Annotated in this window: 25 protein-coding genes; 14 read left to right on the top strand and 11 right to left on the bottom strand. The window is 62.2% G+C overall.

What is annotated here, in order from left to right; translation table 11 throughout:
• Position 1: 1 nt before the first annotated feature.
• The 4 genes from JNB71_RS06770 to JNB71_RS06755 all read right to left on the bottom strand — a co-directional run bounded on the left by JNB71_RS06770 (position 2) and on the right by JNB71_RS06755 (position 3556).
• Positions 2 to 214, bottom strand: a complete 213-nt coding sequence (locus JNB71_RS06770) for a hypothetical protein (protein ID WP_220371014.1) — start codon at positions 212 to 214, stop codon at positions 2 to 4.
• Positions 211 to 1164, bottom strand: coding sequence for a carbohydrate ABC transporter permease (locus JNB71_RS06765; protein ID WP_220371013.1), 954 nt, complete (start codon positions 1162 to 1164; stop codon positions 211 to 213). Before JNB71_RS06765 ends, JNB71_RS06770 begins: the two co-directional genes overlap by 4 nt.
• Positions 1161 to 2129 carry a carbohydrate ABC transporter permease gene (locus JNB71_RS06760; RefSeq protein WP_220371012.1) on the bottom strand — a complete coding sequence of 323 codons (969 nt, stop codon included), beginning with the start codon at positions 2127 to 2129 and terminating at the stop codon, positions 1161 to 1163. Before JNB71_RS06760 ends, JNB71_RS06765 begins: the two co-directional genes overlap by 4 nt.
• 101 nt (positions 2130 to 2230) lie before the next feature.
• Positions 2231 to 3556 carry an ABC transporter substrate-binding protein gene (locus JNB71_RS06755; protein WP_220371011.1) on the bottom strand — a complete coding sequence of 442 codons (1326 nt, stop codon included), beginning with the start codon at positions 3554 to 3556 and terminating at the stop codon, positions 2231 to 2233.
• Positions 3557 to 3906: 350 nt separating this feature from the next.
• On the opposite strand from JNB71_RS06755, the gene JNB71_RS06750 reads away from it, so the two are divergent.
• The 14 genes from JNB71_RS06750 to nuoG all read left to right on the top strand — a co-directional run bounded on the left by JNB71_RS06750 (position 3907) and on the right by nuoG (position 18305).
• Complete coding sequence (locus JNB71_RS06750; protein ID WP_220371010.1) at positions 3907 to 4407, top strand: NADH-quinone oxidoreductase subunit J; 501 nt, start codon at positions 3907 to 3909, stop codon at positions 4405 to 4407.
• Positions 4407 to 4709: an NADH-quinone oxidoreductase subunit NuoK gene (gene nuoK, locus JNB71_RS06745; RefSeq protein WP_220371009.1), complete on the top strand. Its 303-nt coding sequence runs from the start codon at positions 4407 to 4409 to the stop codon at positions 4707 to 4709. The genes JNB71_RS06750 and nuoK overlap by 1 nt, the downstream gene beginning before the upstream one ends.
• A 4-nt stretch (positions 4710 to 4713) precedes the next feature.
• Positions 4714 to 6207 (top strand): monovalent cation/H+ antiporter subunit D family protein, encoded by a 1494-nt coding sequence (locus JNB71_RS06740; protein WP_220371008.1) that lies wholly within the window; start codon positions 4714 to 4716, stop codon positions 6205 to 6207.
• On the top strand, positions 6204 to 6458 hold the full coding sequence (locus JNB71_RS06735; protein ID WP_220371007.1) for a hypothetical protein: 255 nt from the start codon (positions 6204 to 6206) through the stop codon (positions 6456 to 6458). Before JNB71_RS06740 ends, JNB71_RS06735 begins: the two co-directional genes overlap by 4 nt.
• A complete protein-coding gene (locus JNB71_RS06730) occupies positions 6451 to 8211 on the top strand; it encodes a Na(+)/H(+) antiporter subunit D (RefSeq protein ID WP_220371006.1) in 1761 nt (586 codons plus the stop codon). Before JNB71_RS06735 ends, JNB71_RS06730 begins: the two co-directional genes overlap by 8 nt.
• 8 nt (positions 8212 to 8219) lie before the next feature.
• The gene (locus JNB71_RS06725; protein ID WP_220371005.1) at positions 8220 to 9695 is read left to right on the top strand and encodes an NADH-quinone oxidoreductase subunit M; all 1476 of its coding nucleotides are present in this window, start codon (positions 8220 to 8222) and stop codon (positions 9693 to 9695) included.
• Positions 9692 to 11131 (top strand): NADH-quinone oxidoreductase subunit N, encoded by a 1440-nt coding sequence (locus tag JNB71_RS06720; protein WP_220371004.1) that lies wholly within the window; start codon positions 9692 to 9694, stop codon positions 11129 to 11131. The genes JNB71_RS06725 and JNB71_RS06720 overlap by 4 nt, the downstream gene beginning before the upstream one ends.
• A 152-nt stretch (positions 11132 to 11283) precedes the next feature.
• On the top strand, positions 11284 to 11649 hold the full coding sequence (locus tag JNB71_RS06715) for an NADH-quinone oxidoreductase subunit A (protein WP_220371174.1): 366 nt from the start codon (positions 11284 to 11286) through the stop codon (positions 11647 to 11649).
• Positions 11637 to 12140 (top strand): NuoB/complex I 20 kDa subunit family protein, encoded by a 504-nt coding sequence (locus tag JNB71_RS06710; protein ID WP_220371003.1) that lies wholly within the window; start codon positions 11637 to 11639, stop codon positions 12138 to 12140. Before JNB71_RS06715 ends, JNB71_RS06710 begins: the two co-directional genes overlap by 13 nt.
• Complete coding sequence (locus JNB71_RS06705) at positions 12137 to 12700, top strand: NADH-quinone oxidoreductase subunit C (protein WP_220371002.1); 564 nt, start codon at positions 12137 to 12139, stop codon at positions 12698 to 12700. The genes JNB71_RS06710 and JNB71_RS06705 overlap by 4 nt, the downstream gene beginning before the upstream one ends.
• Position 12701: 1 nt before the next feature.
• Positions 12702 to 13916 carry an NADH dehydrogenase (quinone) subunit D gene (gene nuoD, locus JNB71_RS06700; RefSeq protein WP_220371001.1) on the top strand — a complete coding sequence of 405 codons (1215 nt, stop codon included), beginning with the start codon at positions 12702 to 12704 and terminating at the stop codon, positions 13914 to 13916.
• A gap of 14 nt (positions 13917 to 13930) precedes the next feature.
• Entirely contained in the window at positions 13931 to 14431 is a 501-nt protein-coding gene (gene nuoE / locus JNB71_RS06695; protein ID WP_220371000.1) for an NADH-quinone oxidoreductase subunit NuoE, read from the top strand.
• Between the two features lie 4 nt (positions 14432 to 14435).
• On the top strand, positions 14436 to 15701 hold the full coding sequence (gene nuoF, locus JNB71_RS06690; RefSeq protein WP_220370999.1) for an NADH-quinone oxidoreductase subunit NuoF: 1266 nt from the start codon (positions 14436 to 14438) through the stop codon (positions 15699 to 15701).
• A gap of 27 nt (positions 15702 to 15728) precedes the next feature.
• Entirely contained in the window at positions 15729 to 18305 is a 2577-nt protein-coding gene (gene nuoG / locus JNB71_RS06685) for an NADH-quinone oxidoreductase subunit NuoG (protein ID WP_220370998.1), read from the top strand.
• Between the two features lie 65 nt (positions 18306 to 18370).
• Here the strand turns inward: nuoG and JNB71_RS06680 are convergent, their stop codons facing one another.
• From JNB71_RS06680 to ctaD, 7 genes are all read right to left on the bottom strand, one after another.
• Positions 18371 to 18811, bottom strand: coding sequence for a CBS domain-containing protein (locus JNB71_RS06680; protein ID WP_220370997.1), 441 nt, complete (start codon positions 18809 to 18811; stop codon positions 18371 to 18373).
• 44 nt (positions 18812 to 18855) lie between these two features.
• Positions 18856 to 19422, bottom strand: a complete 567-nt coding sequence (locus JNB71_RS06675) for an NADH-quinone oxidoreductase subunit I (protein ID WP_220370996.1) — start codon at positions 19420 to 19422, stop codon at positions 18856 to 18858.
• Between the two features lie 21 nt (positions 19423 to 19443).
• A complete protein-coding gene (nuoH, locus tag JNB71_RS06670) occupies positions 19444 to 20433 on the bottom strand; it encodes an NADH-quinone oxidoreductase subunit NuoH (RefSeq protein ID WP_220370995.1) in 990 nt (329 codons plus the stop codon).
• Positions 20434 to 20661: 228 nt separating this feature from the next.
• The gene (locus JNB71_RS06665) at positions 20662 to 21015 is read right to left on the bottom strand and encodes a cytochrome C oxidase subunit IV family protein (RefSeq protein WP_220370994.1); all 354 of its coding nucleotides are present in this window, start codon (positions 21013 to 21015) and stop codon (positions 20662 to 20664) included.
• 9 nt (positions 21016 to 21024) lie between these two features.
• A complete protein-coding gene (locus JNB71_RS06660; RefSeq protein WP_220370993.1) occupies positions 21025 to 21747 on the bottom strand; it encodes a heme-copper oxidase subunit III family protein in 723 nt (240 codons plus the stop codon).
• Positions 21748 to 21759: 12 nt separating this feature from the next.
• Complete coding sequence (locus JNB71_RS06655) at positions 21760 to 22464, bottom strand: cytochrome c oxidase subunit 3 (RefSeq protein WP_220370992.1); 705 nt, start codon at positions 22462 to 22464, stop codon at positions 21760 to 21762.
• On the bottom strand, positions 22461 to 24239 hold the full coding sequence (gene ctaD, locus JNB71_RS06650) for a cytochrome c oxidase subunit I (protein WP_220370991.1): 1779 nt from the start codon (positions 24237 to 24239) through the stop codon (positions 22461 to 22463). The genes JNB71_RS06655 and ctaD overlap by 4 nt, the downstream gene beginning before the upstream one ends.
• Between the last annotated feature and the right edge of the window lie 18 nt (positions 24240 to 24257).

The following is a 24257-nucleotide window of genomic DNA, read 5'->3' as shown; positions in this document are numbered from 1 at the left end:
CTCACTCCGGAAATTTCGAAACGATGATGAACATCGCCGTGCCCGCCAGCAGTACCACCAGCGAGTAGGTATAGAGCACCAGCAGGAAGGGCTGGAACAGCATCAGGAAGCCTGCCGCGATCAGCAGGGTCGCAATGTTTTCCATCGGGCCGCGACGCAGATAGACCGGTCGCTTCCGGCGGGCAGGACGGGGCGTTTCGATCGAATTCGTCATTTGCGGACCGCTCCAAAGGTGATGCCGCGAAGCAACTGTTTGCGCAGGAGGATGGTGAAGACGAGGATCGGCACGAGGAAGATGGTCGTTCCGGCCGCAACGGCCGGCCAGTCCTGTCCGCCTTCACCGATGATCGTCGGGATGAAGGGGGGCGCGGTTTGCGCCTCGCCAGAGGTTAGAAGTGCGGCGAAGGCATATTCGTTCCAGGCAAAGATCAGGCAGAAGATCGCAGTTGCCGCGATACCCGTTGTTGCCTGCGGCAGGACCACCTTGCGGAATGCCTGCAGTCGCGTGTAGCCGTCGATCATCGCGGCTTCCTCGTATTCGCGCGGGATTTCGTCGATGAACCCCTTGAGAAGCCAGACGGCGAGCGAAACGTTGACCGCGGTGTAGAGCAGGATCATGCCGATCGCCGTGTCCGACAGCCCAAGCTCCCGGTACATCAGGTAGATCGGGATCGCGACGGCGATCGGCGGCATCATTCGGGTCGACAGGATGAAGAACAAAAGATCATCGGCAAGCGGCACGCGGAATCGGGAAAAGCCGTAGGCAGCCAAGGTGCCGAGGAGGACCGCGAGGAAGGTCGAGCCGAAGGCAATGACCAGCGAATTGACGAAGCGCGGCAGGAAGTTCGATGGGCCGGCGATCACCATGTTGCGCTTGCGGGTGACCTCGTCGCAGGTGCCGGTCGGCGCCGGCAGCGAGGCAATATATTCCGGCGTCTGCCGCGTCCTCGTCGTGAGAAGGTTGCAATACCCTTCGAGCGTCGGCGTGAAGACGATCTTCGGCGGGTAGCTGATCGAGTCCGGCGGCGACTTGATGCTGGTCAGGAATATCCAGACGAGTGGGATCAGCGTGATCAGCGCATAGAGGATGACGATCGCGCCGGCGACCCGCTTGCTTGTGAGACTCGGCTCGACGACCGAATGGGCGGAGTTCGCAGAGCTCATCGTTGCTTCACCTTGTTGAGGGCCTTGACGTAGATGTTGGCGAGGCCGAACACCGCGACGAAGAGAATGATGGCGAAGGCGGAGGCGCGGCCGGTTGCCCAGCTTTCGAAGGCAGCGCGCTTCAGGGTGATCGAGGCGACCTCGGTGATCGAGCCGGGCCCTCCGCCAGTCAGCAAGGTCACCATGTCGAACATCTTGAAATTCTCAATGCCCCGGAAGAGGACGGCCAGCATGATGAAGGGAAGCGCCATCGGCACAGTGATCGACCAGAACTGGCGCCATGCCGAAGCACGGTCGACCTCCGCCGCCTCGTAGATATAGTCCGGGATCGAGCGCAGGCCGGCGAGGCAGATGAGCATCACGTAAGGCGTCCACATCCAGGTATCGACGATGATGATCGCCCAGGGCGCCAGCGAGACGTCTCCCAGCATTCGGATCTCGGAGGTCGGAATGCCGCTGACCAGCGACACCGCATAGGCGAAAAGGCCGATCTGGGGCTCGTAGAGAAAGCGCCAGAAGTTGCCGACCACGGCTGGGGAAAGCATCATCGGGATAAGGATGATTGTCGTCCAGAAGGCGTGACCGCGAAATTTGCGGTCGATCAGATAGGCCAGCATGAAACCGATCACCGTCTGCAGCAGGATCGTCCAGAAAACGAAGTGCGCCGTGGTCTGCATGGCCTGCCAGATGTCCGGATCCGTCAGGACGCGCGCGTAGTTCCTGATGCCGACAGTTTCCACCACCGCATTCGGCCGGTTGGCGCGGTAATTCGTGAAGGAGAGATAAATCGCCCAGACGAGCGGGAAGATGTTGATCGCGAGCAACAGGATGATGGCGGGCGCGATGAACACCCAGGCAATCGCCCTGTCCGAGAGGCCGCGGACGCGTCGGGCAAGCGCTGTCGGCGTTGCTCTTGCCGTGGCCGCCGCGGCACTGTCGACGATGGAGGTGGGGGAAATGGTCAAAGCGTCACCTGAACTCTGTGGATATGACACATCGGGCGACCCGGTTCTTTTGCCGATCCGGGCCGCGATCCAGAGAAGGAGCCTGCGTGTGCGGCCAGACACTAGATCTTGCCGTCGTCCTCGAAGACCTCGGTCCAGTCCTTCACCAATCCGTCAAGCGCCTCCTGAGCGGTGCCGTTGCCGGCCACGACGTAGTTGTGAACCCGCTTCTGCATGGCCTGGAGGAGGGACGCGTAGCTCGGTTCGGCCCAGAAGTCCTTGACCATCGCCATGGAGTCGAGGAACGCCTGCGCGTAGGGCTGGCTGGAGGCGAAGTCGGGCGCGTTGACGACGGACTTCAGGCAGGAATAGCCGCCGAGTTGCCACCACTTGGCCTGGACGTCAGGCTGGGCGAACCACTTGATGTATTGCAGCGCGGCGTCCTGCTTGTCGGAGTAGGAGACGACCGAGATACCCTGTCCGCCAAGCTGGGCGAAGTGTTCCTTTTCAGCGGGATTAGGGAAGAAGCCGATCTTGTCGCCGCCGACCTTCTCGTCCTTGTAGAGGCCTGGCCACGTAAAGGCGAAGTTCATCTGCATGGCCACCTGGCCGGATTTGAAGGCATCGGCGGCTTCGACCATGTAGATGTTGGAGCTGCCGGGCGGCGTGCAGCAATCATAGAGGGCTTTGTAGAATTCGAGGCCCTCGACCGCGTCGGCCGAGTTGACGAAGCCTTCCATCTCGTAAGGCTTCTTCGGGTTGTCGTACTGGAAGCCCCAATCATAGAGGACGTTGGTCACGCCCATGGTGATGCCTTCCGAGCCCCGCTCGGTGTAGATCGAGGCACCGTAGACGGTCTTGCCGTCGATCTCGCGCTTCTGAAAGAACTCGGCGATCTGCTTCAGCTGATCGTAGGTCTTCGGTGCGGCCAGATCCCAGCCGTATTTCTCTTTGAACTCCTTTTGCAGTTCGGGTCGCTCGAACCAGTCCTTGCGATAGGTCCAACCAACCACGTCGCCCATGGCGGGCAGCGCCCAATAGTTGGGGGAGTTCTTCGGCCACTCCGAATAGCCCACGACCGTCGCGGGCACGAAGTCATCCATTTTGATGCCTTCCTTGTCGAAGAAGTCGTTCAGCTTGACGTAGTGGCCATTCTCGGCCGCACCCCCGATCCATTGGCTGTCGCCGATGATGAGATCGCACAGCTTGCCATGGGAGTTCAGTTCGTTGAGAAAGCGGTCGGCGTAGCTCGTCCAGGGAACGAACTCGAACTTCATCTGGGTGCCGGTCTTGGCGGTGAAGTCCTTCGACAATTCCACGAGCGCGTTTGCCGGATCCCAGGCGGCCCAGCAGAGTGTCAATTCATCGGCTTTTGCAAGACCGGGCAATGCCGACGACAGCGCAAACGCCGACACCAACCCGAAAAAAGCATTTGATCTTTTCAGCATAGGTTCCTCCCAAAACCAAGGCCGGCCGCTGCCGGCGCCGCAAGTCCACCCACTTCAGGGAATGCTCACATGAACTCCTCAACCATCATGTTTAGCAATATGTTTAGTAATAGACAATTTTATAAACAATGCAAGCGAGTTTCGTTGCTGCAGCGCACAGGGCCAGCGCGGGCGCTGCCGTGAGCAGCGAAAATTATGGTAACCTGGTGCCGGCGTTTTGCTTGGGTGACAATAATCTTGTGAAAAATCCGATACTGGGGCACAATTTATAAACGCATCTGAAGTGCGGCGCACTTTCGATTTCGCCCGATCCGCGCCAAGTGACAGTTCGCGTTGGAGGGTCGGCGTCGATGGATCAGGGGTTCTTTCTTCTGTTCGCTACGGTGTCTGTGATCACGGCCCTGACCGTGGTTCTGGCTCGAAATCCGGTTCACAGCGCACTGGCGCTGATGGCCTGTTTCCTGCACATCTCCGCCATCTTCGTCCTGCTCGAGGCGCCGTTGCTCGCGGTCATCCAGATCTTCGTCTATGTCGGCGCGATCATGGTGCTGTTCCTGTTCGTGATCATGATGATCGATATGCGCGAAGCGGTGTTGCAGCGGTTCCTGCCGGGTGGCAACCTGCCGGCTCTGGCGCTCCTTTGCCTGCTCGGGATCGAGATGCTCGTGCTGGTGCTCTGGAGCGACCGCATTTCGGCTACGGCGCCCGTCGCGACGCGCGACGGCGACGACGTCAGGCAACTCGGCACCACGCTTTTCGCCGACTATCTGCTGCCGTTTGAAGTCGCCTCCGTCATCCTGCTGGCAGCCCTGGTCGGCGCCATCGTGCTAGCACGCAAGGAGTGGGAGTGATGATCCCGCTCTCATGGTCCATCCTGCTCGGCGTCGTGCTCTTCGTGATCGGAGCCGCCGGCGTGCTGCTCAGGCGCAATATTCTGGTCGTGTTGATGTCGCTGGAGCTGCTGCTCAACTCGGTAAACATCAATTTCATCGCTTTTGGGCGTTACTACGCCGATTTCCGCGGGCAGATCTTCGCCATCTTCGTCATCGCCATCACCGCGGCGGAGGTCGCCGTCGCCCTTGGCATCCTGGTCGCCCTTGTGAGGAACAAATCCACCCTCAAGGTCGACGACGTGACCATGATGAAAGGATAGTGGCTTGGACCCGGTCCTATCGATCCGGCCGCTTCTTGCCGTCGCCGTCGCAGGCCTGGCGGCCGTCGCAGTTCTTCTCCTGAACAACCGCGAGAAACTCCGCGATATCGTCTCGCCAGTGGCCGCGACCGCGATGTTCGCGATCGTCGCCTCCATGGCGCCCACCGTGCTGGCGGGCGGGACGGTCGATCTGCGCCTGTTTGCTATTCTGCCGGGGATCGACTTTGCATTCCGGGTCGATGCGCTCGGAATGGTGTTTGCCACCGTCTCGTCGCTGTTGTGGATCGTCGCGGCGATCTATTCCATCGGCTACATGCGCCACCTCAACGAACACGCGCAGACCCGGTTCTTCGCCTGTTTCGCCACCAGCCTTGCAGCCGCCGTCGGGGGCGCGTTCGCCGCCAATCTGTTCACGCTGGTGATCTTCTACGAGGTGCTGAGCCTCGTGACCTATCCGCTCGTCTACCACCACGAGGACGAAGAGGGATGGGCTGGCAGCCGCAAGTACCTCGTCTATCTGATGGGTGCCTCGAAAAGCGTGTTGCTCGCGGCGCTGGCGCTGACGTATCAGATTGCCGGATCGCTCGACTTCCTGGCCGGTGGCCTGCTGGCGGGGAGCAATGCATCGGCGCCGCTGCTGACGGTCGTCTATTTCTGCTATCTCTTCGGCTTTGCCAAGGCGGCGGTGATGCCGATGCACGCCTGGCTGCCCGCCGCGATGGTTGCTCCGACACCGGTCAGCGCGCTCCTGCATGCGGTGGCCGTGGTCAAGATGGGCGTGTTCTGTGTGCTGCGGCTGGTGTTCCATGTCTTCGGCACGGGGCTGGTGAGCGGGCTGGGGCTCGGCATCGCCACGGCCTATCTGGTCTCGTTCACGATCCTTATGGCGTCGGTCTACGCGCTGACGCGGGACGACCTGAAGGCACGGCTTGCCTATTCGACAGTCAGCCAGCTCTCCTACATCGTGCTGGGCGCGGTTCTCCTGTCTCCTGTCGCGATGGTCGGCGGCATCATCCACATCGCAGCGCACGCCTTCTCCAAGATCACGCTGTTTTTCTGCGCCGGTTCGATCTATTGCGCGTCCGGCAAAAGGAAGATCAGCGACATGGCCGGCATCGGCCGCAGGCTGCCCTGGACGATGGGGGCATTCTTCGTCGCTTCGCTCAGCATGATCGGCGTGCCGCCAACCGCGGGCTTCGTCAGCAAGTGGTATCTGGCGCTGGGATCGGTGGAGGCGGGAGAAATCGCGTTCCTGGTCGTCCTTTTGGCCAGCTCGATCCTCAATGCCGCCTATTTCCTGCCGGTGAGCTACGTCGCCTTTTTCGGGGCTGAGGTGCCGGAAAGCCCGGCATCCGACGCCCGGATGGCTGGAAGCGCAGCGACCATCCGCGAAATTCCGATGGTGACGATCCCGCTGGTCGCCACCGCTCTCCTGTCGGTGCTGATGGGCGTCTTCCCGGGTTATTTCCTCACTTTGGCGCAAGGAGTGGTCAGATGATCAGGAGCATCGTCGATTTCTTCGGCAACGAGGCCTATGCGACACCCCGCCGCCGGCTGTTCTATCTGGTGCTCGTCTCGGTCGTCGTCGCCGATTTCCTGGTCTTCCGCGAACACGCCGAATACCTGTGGGAGCGCGTGCCCGGCTGGTCGGCCGTCTACGGGTTTCTGTCCTGCGTGCTCTTGATTTTCGTTTCGAAGTTCCTCGGCCACCAGGGCGGGCTGATGCGGCGCGAGGACTATTATGACTGATTTTGTCCATCCCGCCCTTCTGTTCATTCTGGGCGCCGTGCCGATCGCCTTCCTGAACGGATCGATCCGCAAGGCCTATCTCGTGCTGGTCCCGACGCTGGCGATCCTCGCCGTGCTTACCTTGCAGCCGGGCAGCTACGGTGCGGCGCAGGTCATCGGCCAGGAAATCCTGGTCGCAAAGGTCGACAGGCTGAGCATCGTCTTCGCCACCGTTTTCACCATCATGGCGCTGATCGGCATGGTCTATGCACTGCATCTGACGCGACCCGGCCAACATGTGGCGGCGTTCGTCTATGTCGGCTCGGCGCTCGGCGTCGTGTTTGCCGGCGATTACCTGACGCTCTACCTGTTCTGGGAGGGCATGGCCTTTGCCTCTGCCTATCTGGTTTTCGCCCGGGGAGGCGGGCAGGCGATCCGCGCCGCGTTCCGCTACCTCATGGTCCATATTACCGGCGGCGTCGTCCTGCTCGGCGGCATCATTCTCCACGCGGTCGCCACCAATTCGCTGCTCTTCGGTCCGATCGAGGGGGGGATGGGCGCCGGCGCCTATCTGATCCTTGCGGGGTTCTTGCTCAACGCCGCCGTGCCGCCCCTCAACGCCTGGCTGACCGACGCCTATCCAGAGGCGACGGTCACCGGGGCGGTGTTCATGAGCGCCTTCACCACCAAGACCGCCGTCTACGTGCTGGCACGGGCTTTTCCGGGGGCCGAGCTTCTGGTCTGGCTCGGCACCGCGATGGCACTCTACGGCGTTATCTACGCGGTGCTGGAGAATGATTGCCGGCGGCTGCTCGCCTATCACATCGTCAGCCAGGTGGGGTACATGGTGGCGGGCATCGGCATCGGGACCGAGATGGCGGTGAACGGCGCCACCAGCCACGCCTTCGCGCACATCCTCTACAAGGCACTGCTGTTCATGGGTGCAGGGGCGGTAATCTACGTCACCGGGCGGCGCAAGCTCACCGAGCTTGGCGGGCTCTACAGGACCATGCCGCTGACCGTGACGCTCTATATGGTCGGCGCCCTGGCGATCTCGGCATTTCCGTTCTTTTCCGGTTTCGTCACCAAGTCGATGGTGGTGGCCGCCGCCGGACAGGATCACCGCGCGCTGGTCGTGCTGGCGCTGACGATGGCGTCGTCGGGGACGTTCCTGCACACCGGGCTCAAGCTGCCGTATTACATGTTCTTTGGTACCGACCGCGGGCTGGCGGCGCGGGAGCCGCCACGCAACATGCTGGTTGCGATGGGCATGGCGGCGGTGCTCTGCATTGCGATCGGGGTGTTCCCGCAGCAGCTTTATGCGCTTCTTCCCTATCCGGGAGCCTTCGAGCCCTATACGGGCGTCCACGTCACCGAGAGCCTCGGCTTGCTGATGTTCACCGCCCTGGGTTTCGTGCTGTTCCTCAGGGCGCTCGATCCCGAGAACACCATCAGCATCGATACCGACTGGTTCTATCGCAGGGGCGCGCGATACTTCATGTGGATCGCCGAAAAACCGCTGGCGCGCTATGAGAAGGCGGTGAGCGACGTGTCCGAGACCGCGGCGCTGCCCTTGCTGCATGGGGCGGCCCGGGCCGGACTGCGGGTCGATCTCAACGGCGTGGATGCGGTGGTGAACGGCGTTGCCCGTTCGATCCTGCGTGGCGGCGGGACGTTGCGACGGCTCCAGACCGGCGTCGTGACACACTATGCGTTGGCGATGATCGCCGGTGTGATCGCAGCCACCGCCGTGTTCGCCGTCGTGTGGCAATAGGGGGTGCGATGACGTTCCCGCTGCTCAGCCTCATTGTGTTCCTGCCCGTCGCCGGGGCAGCGGTCCTGGTATTTCTGCGCAATGACGATGCGGTGCGGTGGACGGCGCTCAGTGTCACCGTTCTTGACCTTGCTCTCTGCATCGCCATGCTGGCCGGCTTCGACACCACGACCCACGAAATGCAGTTTACCGAGCGGCGCCCGTGGGTGCCGGCGCTCGGCATCACCTATGCGCTTGGCATTGACGGGATAAGCGCGCTCTTCGTTTTCCTGACCGCGCTGCTGGGCTTGATCTGCGTGCTCGCCTCGTGGGTCGCGATCGACCGCAAGGTGAAGGCGTTCATGGTCAGTCTGCTGGTCATGCAGGCCCTGATGCTCGGGGTGTTCTGCGCGCTCGACCTGTTCCTGTTCTACGTCTTGTGGGAGGCGATGCTGATCCCGATGTACCTGATCATCGGGGTCTGGGGTGGCGACGGCCGGGTCTATGCGGCATTCAAGTTCTTCCTCTACACGCTGGCGGGCAGCCTCCTGTTCCTGATTGGTGTCATCGTGCTCTATTTCAACGGCGGTGAGACCTTCGATATCCTCGCGCTGACTGCGCAGGATCTGCCGTTCCGGGTACAGTCCTGGCTTTTCTTTGCCTTCCTGGTCGCGTTTGCCGTCAAGGTGCCGATGGTCCCAGTCCACACCTGGCTGCCGGATGCTCATGTGCAAGCGCCCACGGCAGGCAGCATCATCCTTGCCGGCGTGCTCCTGAAGATGGGCGCCTACGGATTCCTGCGGTTCTCACTGCCGATGCTGCCGGAGGCGTCGATGTATTATTCGACACTGATGCTTTCGCTTTCGGCGCTCGCCATCGTCTATGGCGGGTTGCTTGCGCTGGCGCAGGACGATCTGAAGAAGCTGGTAGCCTATTCCAGCATCAGCCACATGGGTTTCGTGACGCTGGGGATTTTTGCGCTCAATCTGCGCGGGCTCGAGGGCGCCATCCTGCAGATGTTCAATCATGGCGTGACGACGGGCGCCCTGTTCCTGTTCGTCGGTTTGATCTACGAACGGACACATACGCGCAGCATCGCCGACTATGGCGGGTTGATGAAGGCGGCGCCGGTCTACACTGCGTTTCTGGCACTGTTCACCCTCTCGTCGATGGCGCTGCCGGGGACGAATTCGTTCATCGGCGAATTGCTGGTCTTGTCGGGCGGGTTTGCGGCCAGCCTGGCCGCCGGTTCGGCCGCTGTTTTCGGCGCATTGCTGGGCGCCGCCTATCTGCTCGGCATGTATGGAAGGGTCGCGCTCGGTCCGGCCAGTGTCGGCGGCCGGTACAAGATGCGCGACGTGAACGCCCGCGAGATGGCGGCGATCCTGCCGCTGGCCGTCCTGGTAATCTGGGTCGGCCTCTATCCGAGACCCTTTCTCGACGTCATGGACGTCTCGGTGAAGCACTTGTTGACGCATGTGCAAAGCAAGGGGAGCGGTCAATGACGGCCGCTGCGCTCTTCCAGTCGGCTCTTGCAAGCCTTCCCGAGATCGTGGTGATCTCCGGCGCCTGCATCCTGCTGATCCTTGGACAGCTTTTGGGAAAGGGGCGGCAGCATTTCCTTGTCTGGGCTTCTGTCGCGATCGTGCTGATTGCCGCCGTCGCGACACTCATGCTGGCGGGCGAGGTGCGGCCGGCCTACACGGGCATGTTCGTCGCCGACCGCTTTGCGGTCTTCTTCAAGTTCGTGTTCTACCTTGCCACCATTCTGACGTTCCTGCTTTCGCGGAAATATGGCGAGATCGAGGGGATCGGCAGCAGCGAATACTATGTCCTGCTGCTCTTTACGCTGTCGGGAATGATGATCATGGCCTCGGCGACCGATCTCCTGTCGATCTATGTGGGGCTCGAGCTGATGGTGCTTTGCACATACGTCCTGACCGGCTTCCTGCGGCAGGAACGGCGGTCGAACGAAGCGGCGCTCAAATACGTGATCCTCGGCGCGGTATCGACGGGGATTTTCCTCTACGGCGTCTCGCTGGTCTACGGGCTCACCGGCACGACGCAACTGGATGCGATGGCCGCCGTCGTGACCGGCGATCCGCTCGATCCCGGATTGCTGCTGGCGGTGGTCTTCATCGTCGCGGGGCTGGTCTTCAAGGTCGGCGCGGTTCCGTTCCATATGTGGTTGCCGGACGTCTATGAAGGCGCGCCGACGACGATCACCGCGTTCATGTCGGTCGGCCCCAAGGCGGCGGGTTTCGCGGTCATCCTGCGCGTCTTCCTCAACCCGCTGGTCGCAGCCTCGGAGGTCTGGATCATCGTCGCGGTCATCGCGGTGGTGACGATGGCGCTCGGAAGCTTCGTGGCGCTGGTGCAGGATAATTTCAAGCGCCTGCTCGCCTATTCCAGCATCGCCCATGCCGGCTTTGCGATATTTGGCGTGGTGGCGGGTGGTGCAGACGGGATCGCCAGCGTCATGCTCTACCTGCTGATCTACTCTTTGATGACCCTCGGCATCTTCGGCATCGTCATCATGATGCGCAACGGCGATTTCTCGGGCGAGGTGATCGAAGACTACGCGGGCCTTTCCAAATCGCATCCCGGGCTCGCGCTTCTGATGCTGCTCTATCTGTTCTCGCTGGCCGGCATTCCTCCGACGGCCGGTTTCTTCGGCAAGTTCTACGTTCTCGTTGCGCTGGTGGAACGGGGTTTCGTCATGCTGGCGGTGATCGCCGTACTGCTGAGTGCCGTTGCCGCCTACTTTTACATCCGCATCGTCATGGTGATCTACATGCGCGAGCCGGAGAGGGTGTTCGACCCGGCGTTGACGCCGTCGGCCCGCGCCACGCTCGCCTTCACGGCGGTCGGGACCCTTGGCATCGGCCTGTTTCCGGCATGGTTTCTGAGGCTTGCCCAGGTCTCGGTGTTTGGCGGCTGACCGATTGAATTTGCATTGATCCGCCCGACGGAATAGACTGGCAGTCCAAGAAAGGATTGCCCACTTCGTTTCCTGGGGCGACCGCGTTCATGGTCCCGAAAGGTGTCGGTCGCAGCCTGAGGAGCCCTCGGTGGGTGGCCGGTGCGCGCGATATGGCTGCGATGGAATTCCTGCCGGTTCTTGTCATGGTTGCCGGAATTGCTCTGGTGACGGGGGCGACGCTTTTTGTCTCCTCGCTGCTGCGCCCGTCCAATCCCTATCCTGCAAAGAACATGCCTTATGAGTGCGGCATGGACCCGGCTGGCGAGGCCGCCGGCGGCCGCCTGAGGGTGCAGTTCTTTGTCCTTGCGATCCTGCTGGTCGTCTTCGATGTCGAGACGATGTTCCTCTTTCCCTGGGCCGTCGTGCTGAAGGAAATTGGGCTGGTCGGCTATATCGAGATGTTCGTCTTCATATTGCTGCTCCTCGTGGGGTTCGCCTATGCCTGGCTGAAGGGGGCGCTGGAATGGGAGGCGTAAACAGCACGATCCGGGACAGCGTGTTGTTCACGACGGCCGACAGCGTGATCAACTGGAGCCGAAGGTCGGCGTTGTGGCCCGAAACCTTCGGAATCGCCTGCTGCGCCATCGAGATGATTGCGGCGGGTTGTGCGCGATACGATCTCGACCGGTTCGGCGTGGTGTTCCGGCCATCACCCCGCCAGTCGGACGTGATGATCATCGCCGGCACCATCACGCGGAAGTTCGCGCCGGTGGTGCGCCGGCTCTATGACCAGATGCCGGAGCCCCGCTGGGTCATCGCCATGGGCACCTGCGCCATCTCGGGCGGGGTCTACAACACCTATGCCGTGGTGCAGGGCGCGGAAACCTTCGTGCCGGTAGACGTGCATGTGCCCGGCTGCCCGCCGCGGCCCGAGGCGCTGATGCACGGCTTCCTTCTGCTTCAGGAGAAGATAAAAAACTCCCGGGCGCTGGCCGGGACTCCCCTCGACCGGATCGCGTTGCCATGAGCGCTGAGACGCCCCTCAACCGTGCCCCGATCATGGAGCGTTTCGGCGAGGCAATCGAGGATATCGGCTTTACCCATGGTGTTCATGCCTTTGTCGCTCCGCCGGACATCATCGTCGAGCTTTGCCGGTTCCTGAAGGAGCACCCGGCGCTGCAATTCAATTTCCTCTCCGACATTTGCGGGGTCGATCATTACCCTGAGGCGCCACGCTACGAGGTCGTCTACCACCTCTATTCGCTGCCGAACAAATGGCGCGTCCGGATAAAGTGCCGCCTCGGCGATCCGCCGCGAGCGCCCTCGGTGACGGAGGTCTGGCGCACCGCCAACTGGCATGAGCGCGAGGCCTGGGACATGTACGGGATCAGGTTCGAGGGCCACCCGGACTTGCGCCGGATCTACATGTGGGAAGGGTTCGAGGGGTTCCCGCAGCGCAAGGATTTTCCGCTCCGGGGCTACCGGGACGAGTTGAACCCGTTTGGTGCGGAAGGCCCGCGGCCGACGCAGCCGGACCTTGCCACCAGGGACATTCCAACGGGAGGCCGTGTTACGCCGGAGACTTGAGATGACCGAAGTCACGGAACTGAGCAGGCCGGAAGGCGAAGCGCCCGGGACCAAGGAGGTGCTTCTCAACCTTGGTCCCCAGCATCCCAGTACACATGGGGTGTTGCGGCTCGTGCTCGAGCTGGACGGCGAATATGTCACGCGCGTCGACCCGCATATCGGTTACCTCCACCGCGGCACGGAGAAACTGGCCGAGAGCTTCACTTACACGCAGATCTTCCCGCTGACCGACCGGCTCGACTATGTCTGTCCGCCGTCGAACAACCTGGCTTTCGCGCTGGCGGTGGAGAAGCTTCTCGGCATCGAGGCGCCGATCCGCGCGCAATATATCCGCGTGATGATGGCCGAACTGGCGCGGATCTCCGGCCATCTCCTGATCACTGGCGCGCTGCCGATGGACCTCGGCGCCATGACCGCGCTGCTCTATGCCATGCGCGAGCGCGAAATGATCATGGACCTGTTGGAGATGGTCACCGGAGCGCGGATGCATACCTCGTTCTGCCGCGTCGGCGGGGTGCGCGAGGACCTGCCCGAGGGGTTCCTCCCCAAGATCCGGGAGTTCTGCGACATCTTCCCCAACCGCATCCGCGACTATGAGCGGCTGCTCGAGGACAACCGGGTATTCCTGAGGCGCACGCAGGGGATCGGCGTGATCGCCGAAAAGGACGCCATCGATCTGGGACTGAGCGGCCCGAACCTGCGTGCCTCGGGCGTCGACTGGGACATCCGCCGCGACGAGCCCTACGAGATCTACGATCGGCTCGACTTCAACGTCATCACCCGCGACGAGGGCGACTGCTACGCGCGCTGGCGGTGCCGCGTCGAGGAAATGCGCGAGAGCATCCGGATCATCGAGCAATGCCTGGAGCAGATGCCCGAGGGGCCGTTCCAGGTCGACATGCCGACGATCGCCTTCCCGGTGGACAAGGATCGGGTGCACTGTTCGATGGAGGCGCTGATCCAGCATTTCGATCTGTCGGCCTATGGCTTCAAGGTACCGAAGGGCGAGGTCTATTCGGCGATCGAAGCGCCAAAGGGAGAGCTCGGCTTCTACATCATCAGCGACGGGTCGCCAAAACCGTTCCGCATGAAGGTGCGGGCACCCTCGTTCGTCAACCTTCAGGCACTCTTCGGGGTCACCAATGCCCGCTATCTGGCGGACATGATCGCCGTGCTCGGCAGCCTCGATCCGGTGATGGCGGAGGTGGACAAATAGGAGATTTGGACGCGATGACCATGCGCGAAAAGATCGAAGAGGCAGCGGCGCGGTACCCAGACCAGCGCTCGGCGATCATGCCGGCGCTCTTGATCGCGCAGAGGCAACATGGCTATCTGCCGGGCCCCGTGCTGGAGGAGGTTGCCGACATCCTCGGCGTCGAGCGGATCTGGGTCTATGAACTGGCGACCTTCTATACCCTCTTCCATACCGAGCCGGTGGGGATGTTCCACCTGCAGCTTTGCGACAACGTGTCCTGCATGCTGCGTCGATCGGAAGACCTGCTAAGGCATCTGGAAGAGGTCCTCGGGATCAGGAAGGGCGAAACAACCCCGGACCGGCTGTTCACGCTTTCGACGGTCGAATGCCTCGGCGCCTGCGAGATGGCTCCTGTGATGCAGGTCGGCGATGCCTATCACGGCGATCTCGACATCGCGCGGATCGACGCGCTTCTGGACAGGTTGCGGGCGGAGGCGGGGCACCCGGCCGCTGCCGCCGCACCGCCGGGAGAATAGCGTCATGTTCGAACCGGTTCTCCTCAAAAACGTCGATGTCCAAGACGGCCATCTGCTCTCCGCCTACGAGGCCGGCGGAGGCTACCAGGCTCTGGCCAAAGTGCTGCGCCAGGACACACCTGATGAGGTCATTGACCTCGTCAAGCAATCGAACCTGCGCGGTCGCGGCGGTGCCGGATTTCCGACGGGGATGAAATGGAGTTTCGTGCCGAAGCGGGTCGACAGGCCGAAATACCTCTGCTGCAACGCTGACGAGGGGGAGCCTGGCACCTTCAAGGACCGGATCATCATGGAGCGCGACCCGCATCAGCTGATTGAGGGACTGGCGGTCAGCGCCTACGCGATCGGGGCCGAAACCGCCTATGTCTACATCCGCGGAGAATATGTGACGGCCATTCGCCGCCTGGAGCAGGCGATCGCCGAGGCCAGCGCCAAAGGCTATCTCGGAACGCGGATCCTGGGCTCGGATTTCAATTTCACCGTTCACATCCACCGCGGCGCCGGCGCTTATATCTGCGGCGAGGAAACCGCGATGCTCGAATCTCTAGAGGGCAAGCGGGCGCAGCCGCGATTGAAACCACCGTTTCCGGCGGTGGCCGGGCTCTATGCCAGCCCGACCGTGATCAACAACGTCGAGACGCTGGTCTGCGTGCCCCATATCGTGACGCGGGGGGCCGACTGGTTCCGCGGCATCGGCCCGGACAGGAGCCCCGGCCCGAAGCTCTACTGTCTGAGCGGGCAGGTGCGCAAACCCGGCCTCTACGAGCTGCCGATGGGCATACCGCTACGCGAACTGGTGGAGGAGCATGCCGGCGGGGCCCTGCCGGGGCGCAAGATCAAGGCGGTGATTCCCGGCGGTGTTTCGGCGCCTGTCATCCCGGAGCACGGACTGGAAGTGGGGATGGACTTCGATTCGCTGGCTGCCGCCGGCTCGATGCTCGGCTCGGCCGGGGTGATCGTGATCGACGATGCGACCTGCATGGTCAAGGTGGCCACCCGGATCATCGAGTTCTTCCACCATGAGTCCTGCGGCAAATGCACGCCGTGCCGGGAAGGATTGAACTGGGTGGTGAAGGTCCTTCGCCGGATCGAGGCCGGGGAGGGTGCGCCCGGCGACCTGGAGCAGCTGGACAGGCTCTGCAAGGGCATCTTCGGCAACACCTTTTGTGCCTTGGGCGACGGGGCGGCGATGGGGTTGCAGGCGGCACTGGCGCATTTCCGCGAGGAGTTCGCGGCCCATATCGAGGAGCGGAGGTGCCCGTTTCACTGAAGGCTGGATCGGGGCAGTGAGGAAACCATGCTTAAAGTCACGATCGATGATCAAATGCTGGAAGTCGAGCCAGGCTCGACAGTGCTGCAGGCTGCCCGGCATCTGGGCATCGAGATCCCGACCTTCTGCTATCTGAAGCGGCTGCCGCCGCTGGCTTCGTGCCGCATGTGCCTGGTGGAGATCGAGGGCCTGCGGCGGCTGCAGCCGTCCTGCGCGACCGCGGTCACCGATGGCATGGTCGTGCGGACGAACACGACCCTGATCGACGAAACGCGGTCTTCCATGCTCGACATGCTGCTTGCCAACCATCCCCTCGACTGTCCGATCTGTGACAAGGGCGGCGAGTGCGAACTGCAGGACATGGTCATGGCCTACGGACCCCGCCGAAGCGAGTTCCGAGATCCCAAACGCGTGTTCCACTCCCGCGACATCCGCCTCAGCCCGGTCATCATCATGAACGTCAACCGCTGCATCCAGTGCCAGCGCTGCGTGCGGATGTGCGAGGAGGTGGTTGGAGCAGTCGCCTTGGGCACCGTGGAAAAAGGCATGGATACGGCCGTCACCGGCTTCGAGGGCAGCCTCGCCAGTTGCGACCAGTGCGGCAACTGCGTCGAAGTCTGCCCGGTCGGGGCGCTGATGAGCTTTCCCTATCGCTACAAGGCGCGTCCCTGGGACCTGGCCGAGACGGATACGGTATGCCCGCATTGCGGCACCGGCTGCCAGCTCACGGCCGGGGCGCGCAAGGGCGAGTTCATGCGGGTCCGCTCCAAGCAGGAACACGGGGTCAACCGCGAAACGCTTTGCGTGCGCGGGCGCTTCGGCCTTGATTTTATCGAGAGCCGGGACCGGATCAAACGGCCGATGATCCGTCGCGACGGCGCCCTGGTTCCGGTGTCCTGGAATGAGGCGGGGGAGTACCTGCGCCGGCGCATGTCGGCCGTCGAGAACAAGGCAGCTGGCGGGCTTGCCTCCGCGCGGTTGCCGAACGAGGTGCTCTATCAGTTCCAGAAGCTGATGCGGACGGTATTCCGGACCAACAACATCGATTGCTCGTCACGATGGTCCGTGCCCTTCGATACGCTCGGCCCGCTCGCGGCAGCCTTCCACAGCCGCGCACCGCTGGACGACGTCATCGGCAACGACTGCGTGCTCGTCGTCGGCGGTAATGTGACCGAGGAGAACCCTGTCACCGAATATCTGCTGCGGGACGCAGCGCGGCGGCGGCAGACCGGACTGCTGATGCTTTCGCCGCGGCCATCCCGCCTGGACGCCGATGCCCGGGTGGTGGTTCGCGTGCCGCCGGGCGGAGAAGCGGCGAGTCTTGCTTCGATGGTGGCCGGCCTTGTTGCGGCCGCTGGCCCGGCCTTGCCTGGCGATGTCCTCGCGACCATCGAAGCGACCATCAGGCCGATGGCGCAAGCCGCCGATGAGGGGCCGGCTCGGGTGGCCGCAGCGCTCAGGGAGGGCCGAAGCGTCGCCGTACTTGTCAGCGTCGATCTCCTGAGATCGCCCGGATCGCGCGCGACGCTGCAGCAGCTCAACAACCTGCTGCAAGTTCTCCGTCTGCTCGGCAAGGGTCTGGCGATGCAGTTCCTCTTTGACCGCGCCAACCAGATGGGCGCCTGGGACATGGGGGTACTGCCGGGGGCTCTGCCGGGACTGCAGGCGGTTACCGATGAGGTGGCGCGCGCGACACTTGCAGCGGCCTGGGGCACCGAAATTCCGTCCGAGCCCGGCGTGGGTCTCGACGCAATGCTGGAACTCTGCGCCGAGGGGCGGATGGGCGCGCTCTACATCGCCGGAACCGATCCTCTGATCGCCTATCCCGACCGTGATTTCGTGACGCGGGCGCTTGGTGCGGCCGATCTGCTGATCGTACAGGACACATTCCTGACGGATACGGCGGGCATGGCCGACATCGTCCTGCCCGCGTCGGGTTATGGCGAAGAATCCGGCACGTTCACCAACAATGAGGGCCGCATCCAGAAGGTCCGCAAATTCCGCGAACCCGCCTTCGAGGCGCGCGGCAACCTTTCGATCTTCGATTTCGTTGCAGCGCTCCGCAGCCGGGCGCTGCAGCCATCGACGCAAAACGAAATTTTCGACGAGATTGCCCGGCTGGTGCCGGCCTATCGCGGGTTGAGGCAGGACGCGCTTGGTGCCGACGGCACATTCACAACGGCGGTGCCGACGTCACCGACCGGAGAGTTCGTCGCGCCGCCGCCTGCCCCGACAGCAACGGACGCGCTCATGCTGATCACCGGCAATGGCCTGTTCCACAACGGTTATCTGACCGAGCGCTCGGACATCCTGAATACGGTCGCCAACGACCCCTATGTCATGATGAGCGCGCCGGATGCCGCACGGCTCGGCCTTTCGGACGGCGATCAGGTGGTCGTGCGTTCGGCCGGGGGTGAACTGACGGCGCAGCTCAAGGTAGACAGGCAATTTCCCAATGGCCTGGTGTTCGTTCCCGAAAACTACAGAGCCTTGCGTCTCAACAGCCTGATGCGACGGGGCGAATACCCGTGCCCGGTGGAGGTCCAGGGGGTGCATCGCACTCTCGAGGTCGAGCGCACGAGCCGGGTCTGGCGTGGTGTCTGAAGGTTTTGGAGGGGCGAGGCACTGCTAGCCTCGCCTGAGCCAGTGTCTGCAGGCGTCTGCCGACATCAGTGATACCTGGTCCCGCAGATGTAATCCTGCAGCTCCTGCTCCGTGCGCTGCGCTTCGTCGAGCCTGTGTTTGACCACGTCGCCGATGCTGACCACGCCGACAATGTCGTCGCCGTCCCTTACCAGCACGTGACGCGTCCGCCGCTGGGTCATGATCGCCATCGCGACGGGCAGCACATCCCGTGTCGAACAGGTCGCCACGCTGCGGTTCATGATGTCCGCGACCCGCATCATCGCCGCCTCGGCCCCGTATTCTGCCACCGCATTGCAGCAATCACGCTCCGACAGCGTACCCAGATATTCGCTGTTCGACTGGCTGACGACGACGAAGCCGATGTTGTTGTCGCGAAACAGCCTGAGGACTTCCACCATCGTCTGATCGGGAGCGACCGCTATGACACCGACGCCCTTGTTCTTCATGATTTCGCCGACAAACATCTGAGCCTCCTTTCAAGCGCTTCGGCTTGACAGCTGGCGCGGGTTCACGTTCTGCGGATATTCCGCCACCAGTTGTAGCCTTGCGTCTCCTTCGTCTCGACGAGTACGTCCTTCTTCGTATTCAGGCGCGCGGCAACCACGCCGCCGCCGGTTGTCGCCTTGCCAGGCTTGGCGAGCAGATCGTCGCGCCCGATCACCAGGTCACGCGAGGAAAAACTCGAGAATTCATATTGTTGGCCAAGCGCGATCGCGTCTGCCGGGCAGGCGTCCTCGCACAGCCCGCAGAACAGGCAGCGGGCCGTGTCGATCTCGAATTTTGCCGGGTGACGTTTGCCTTTGTCATCCTCGTAAGGAATGACCTCGATGCAGTCGCAGGGACAGATCCGCGCGCAGAGTTCGCAGGCCACGCATTTGATCTCGCCCTCTTCGTCGCGTTTCAGGAAGTGATGCCCGCGGTAGCGCGGATAGGGCAGCCATTTTTCCTGGTCCGGATACTGCATGGTGACGGGCCTGGAGAACATGTAGCCGAAGGTCAAAGCCAAGCCGTTCGCCAGATCGGCGAAGAACCCCCAGCCGATCCATGTTCCAACTCTGTCCTTTGCGCGCGACATCGCCGCCTCGCTACGGAGCCACTACGCTCCTAAAAGTACACCCGTGATAATTATGTTCGCCATCGACAGAGGAAGCAAGACTTTCCATCCGATCGCCATCAGCTGGTCGTAACGGTAGCGCGGGAACGTGAAGCGGAACCAGATAAACAGATAGACGAAAAATGCGACCTTGAGCACAAACCAGAGGAGCGGTGGCAAGGGGACCAATACACCGTTCCAGCCGCCGAAGAACAGGATCACCACCAGGACCGACACCAGCAACACGATGGCATATTCGCTGACCATGAAGAACGCGAAGCGGATACCGCTATATTCGGTATGGAACCCGGCTCCCAGATCGCCTTCCGCCTCCGCCAGGTCGAAGGGAATGCGCTGCGCCTCGGCGAGCCCGGCAACGAAGAACACGAAGAAGCCGACCGGTTGGTAGACGACATTCCAGACATCGGCTTGCGCCCGTACGATGTCGAGCAGGCTCATCGACTGCGCCAGCATCACCACGCCGATGACCGCGAATCCCATCGGGATCTCGTAGCTGATCATCTGCGCACAGGTCCTGAGGCTGCCCAGCACGGCGTATTTGCTGTTGGCGGCCCAGCCGCCGAAAATCACGCCGTAGACTTCGATGCCGATCACCGCGAAAACGAAAAGGAGCGCCACATTCATGTTGGAGACGTAAAGCGTGATCTCGGTGCCGAGGACCGAGATGCTCTCGCCGAAGGGAATGGCGACGAACACCAGGAAAGGCGGGGCGAGTGCCAGGATCGGCGCCAGCTTGAACAGGAAGCGGTCGGCTTCGGCCGGGATGTGGTCTTCCTTGGTCAGGAGCTTGATCCCGTCCGCCACCGGCTGCAGCAGCCCGTGCCAGCCGACGCGCATCGGCCCCATCCGCTGCTGCATGTGCCCGGCGACCTTGCGCTCCAGCCAGGTCAGCGGCAAGGGCAGCAGCAGCAGGATCGCAATCAGAAACGCGACCTTGAAGACGATCAGGCCAAGGGCAACGGCAAGTTCCATGATCCGCGGCTACTTCTTCAACCGGTTGAAATGCGCGACGGGACGTTGGCTCCGGACCATACAGTACAGCACTTTGCGCGGCGCTCAAAGTGGCGGTAAAAACAGCCGGATCTGCAAGCAAAACTGGCCTTCGCGCCAATTCCCGGCGACGTGTCCGTCACATGCAGAAGGTCCTTGAGCCGTTCGGCTGAAATGGGCATCGGTTGCTCCCGGGTGGCCGGGGCCGCTTTATGGAGCGCCGCCCGTGACGGCCATGCGCGTGAAAATCGTGTAGTTGGATTCCGACACCATCATGGCGACGAAGACGAGGACCAGGAGCGGCGGCAGCAGGATGGCATAGACGAGTGCCAGCCGCTCCCAGGCCATATGCATGAACACGGCGACGATCAGCCCCGCCTTCAGGATCATGAAAAGCAGGATCAGGAACCATCTGAGGTATCCCTGCAGGCCGACATAGTCGACGAAATAGGAGCCGGCGCTGAGGACGAACAGAAATCCCCAGACGACGAGATAGAGCCGGATCGGATGCTGCTGATGCTGCTCCTTCACCTGCGCTTGGGCATGCGCTGCAACTTGTTCCATCAGACCACCTCACCACAGATAGAAGAAAGCGAAGATGAAGACCCAGACCAGATCGACGAAGTGCCAGTAGAGGCCCATGATCTCGACGATCTCGTAATTGCCCTTTCGGCTGGTGAAAAAGCCTCGCCTTTCCGTGTCGAAATCACCGCGCCAGACCTTGCGCGCGATTATCAGCAGAAACAGCACGCCAAACGAGACATGGGTGCCGTGAAACCCGGTGATCATGAAGAAGGACGAGCCAAATTGGGCAGCACCCCAGGGGTTTTCCCAGGGGCGAACGCCCTCTGCGATCAGCTTCGACCATTCGAAGGCCTGCATCCCGACGAAGGATGCCCCAAGTACGGCTGTGAGCAGCATCAGGGCAGCCGTCGTGCGCCGATCGCGGCGATAGCCGAAATTGACGGCCATCGCCATCGTGCCGCTGCTCGAGATCAGAATGAAGGTCATGATGGCAATCAGGATCAACGGAATTTCCTGGCCGCCGATCGTCAGCGCGAAGACTTCGCTGGGGTTCGGCCAGGGCACGGGTGTCGACATGCGGGCGGTCATGTAGGCGAGCAGGAAGCAGCCGAAGATGAAGGTGTCGCTGAGCAGGAAGATCCACATCATGGCCTTGCCCCAGGACACGTTCTTGAACGCACGCTGGTCGGAGGAAAAGTCTGCCACGACTCCCCGCAGGCCGTGCGGGCGCTCATCAGTTTCGCCGGTATGCGTCGGTACGGACTGCGCCATCGTCACCACTCCTTATGTGAGCAATTCCCGGCAAAGATCGGCGAAATCATTTGCCCAGCCAGCGAAGAGTGCAAACAGGATCAGCCAGACGGCGAGCATGAAGTGCCAGTAGACGGCACAGAGATCGACGCTCAGCCGCAGCCTCCGGGAAACGGGGGCGCTCCAGGCTTTCACCGTCGTCCGGCCAAGCGCCACGAGGCCGCCGAGAATGTGGAGACCGTGCATTCCCGTGATCACGTAGAAGAAGCTGTTGGCGGGATTGTCGGCGAGCACATAGCCTGCCTCAGTCAGTTCCCGCCAGGCGAAGACTTGCCCGGTCAGAAAGAGGATCGCGGTTGCCAGCGCGGCCAGCAAGGCGGTGCGCATGGGGTCGTCACGGCCGCGCTCTGCTTCCGTTTTCGCCCATTGCATCGCCGCACTGCTGACGATCAGGATCGCGGTGTTCAGCCAGAGCAGGCGGGGAATGGGCGTCGACCACCAGTCGGGCGTTCCGACCCGCATCAGATAGGCGCTGATGAAGAGGCTGAAGAGGGCGCCGACGACGGCGAGAAACACATAGAGGCCGACTTTTACCGCCGGGACCGGCGACCGTTCGCCGCCTCCCGGCTGTCCGAGGTGGCCCACTTCCAGCCATGGCCTGGAGGTCAGCCGCTGCTGGGCGATCCACCAGATGATGATGGCGGCGATGGCGGCGAGGAAGAGCAGCATGACGCTCATGATGCCGCCTCTCGCGTCGGGCGGCCAAGCCCCGGCTGGTTCTGCGGGATGAAGTCTTCGGCAGCACCCGGGACGCTGTAGTCATAGGCCCAGCGATAGACGACGGGCAGTTCCTTGCCCCAGTTGCCATGGGCGGGCGGGGTCTGCGGCGTCTGCCACTCGAGCGTTGTCGCCCGCCAGGGATTGCCGCCGGCTTCTCTGCCTTTCTTCAGGCTCCAGACGAGGTTGAACAGAAACAGGATCTGGGCGGCGCCGACGGTGAGCGCCATCACGGATATGAACGCGTTCAGCGTGTGGGCCGATTCCGGAATGAAGGCCGTTTCGCCCAGTTCATGATAGCGGCGCGGGATGCCCAGCAGGCCGAGATAGTGCATCGGGAAGAAGATCAGGTAGGCGCCGAGGAACGTGACCCAGAAATGGATCTGGCCCATCGCCTCGTTCAGCATCCGTCCGGTAACCTTCGGATACCAGTGATAGATCGCGCCGAAAATGACGAGGATCGGTGCGACGCCCATGACCATGTGGAAATGCGCAACGACGAACATCGTGTCGGACAGGGGCACGTCGACGACGACATTGCCGAGGAACAGACCGGTCAGCCCGCCATTGACGAAGGTGACGATGAAGGCAAGTGCAAACAGCATCGGCAGCGACAGGTGGATGTCGCCGCGCCAGAGGGTCAGCACCCAGTTATAGACCTTGATCGCGGTCGGAACCGCGATGATCAGCGTCGTGGTGGCGAAGAAGAAGCCGAATTTCGGGTTCATGCCGCTGACATACATGTGGTGCGCCCAGACGATGAAGGAGAGCGCGCCGATGATGACGATCGCCCAGACCATCATGCGGTAACCGAAGATGTTCTTTCTTGCATGGGTGCTGATCAGATCGGACACGATGCCGAAGGCGGGAAGGGCGACGATGTAGACTTCGGGATGGCCGAAGAACCAGAACAGGTGCTGGAAGAGGATCGGACTGCCGCCGCCCTGTTGCAGCTGCTCGCCCATCTCGACGATGGCCGGCATGAAGAAACTGGTGCCGAGAAGCCGGTCGAATAGCATCATGACCGCGGCGACGAACAGGGCGGGGAAGGCGAGCAGTGCCATGATCGTCGCCGTGAAGATGCCCCAGATGGTGAGCGGCATCCGCATCAGCGTCATGCCGCGGGCGCGGCCCTGCAGCACGGTGACGACATAGTTCAGACCCCCCATGGTGAAGCCGATGATGAACAGGATGAGGGAAAACAGCATCAGCAGGATGCCCCAATCCTTGCCACCCGGCGTGCCCGAAAGGATGGCCTGCGGCGGATAGAGCGTCCAGCCGGCGCCCGTCGGTCCGCCGGGGGCAAAGAAGCCGGCGGCAAGGACAAGGACGGCGAGCAGATAGAGCCAGTAGCTCAGCATGTTGGCGTAGGGAAACACCATATCGCGGGCGCCGACCATCAAGGGGATGAGATAATTGCCGAAACCGCCGAGAAACAGCGCGGTCAGGAGATAGATCACCATGATCATGCCGTGCATGGTGATGAACTGGTAATAGTGATCGGCGTCGATGAAATCGAACGTGCCGGGAAAGCCGAGTTGCAGGCGCATCAGCCAGGAGAGCACCAGCGCCACCATGCCTATGGCGGTCGCGGTCATCGAATACTGGATGGCGATGATCTTGGCGTCCTGGCTGAACACATATTTGGTCCACCAGCTCTTCGGATGATAAAGCTCGGCATCCTCCACTTCAGCCGGCGGGATGGCTTGGCTTGCGTCGGACCTGATATCGACCATCATTTCCCTCCCGGTTCG

Source organism: Rhizobium herbae, from assembly GCF_019511375.1.
Classification (GTDB): Bacteria; Pseudomonadota; Alphaproteobacteria; order Rhizobiales; family Rhizobiaceae; genus Pararhizobium; species Pararhizobium herbae_A.
This window is presented reverse-complemented; position numbering and strand designations above follow the sequence as displayed.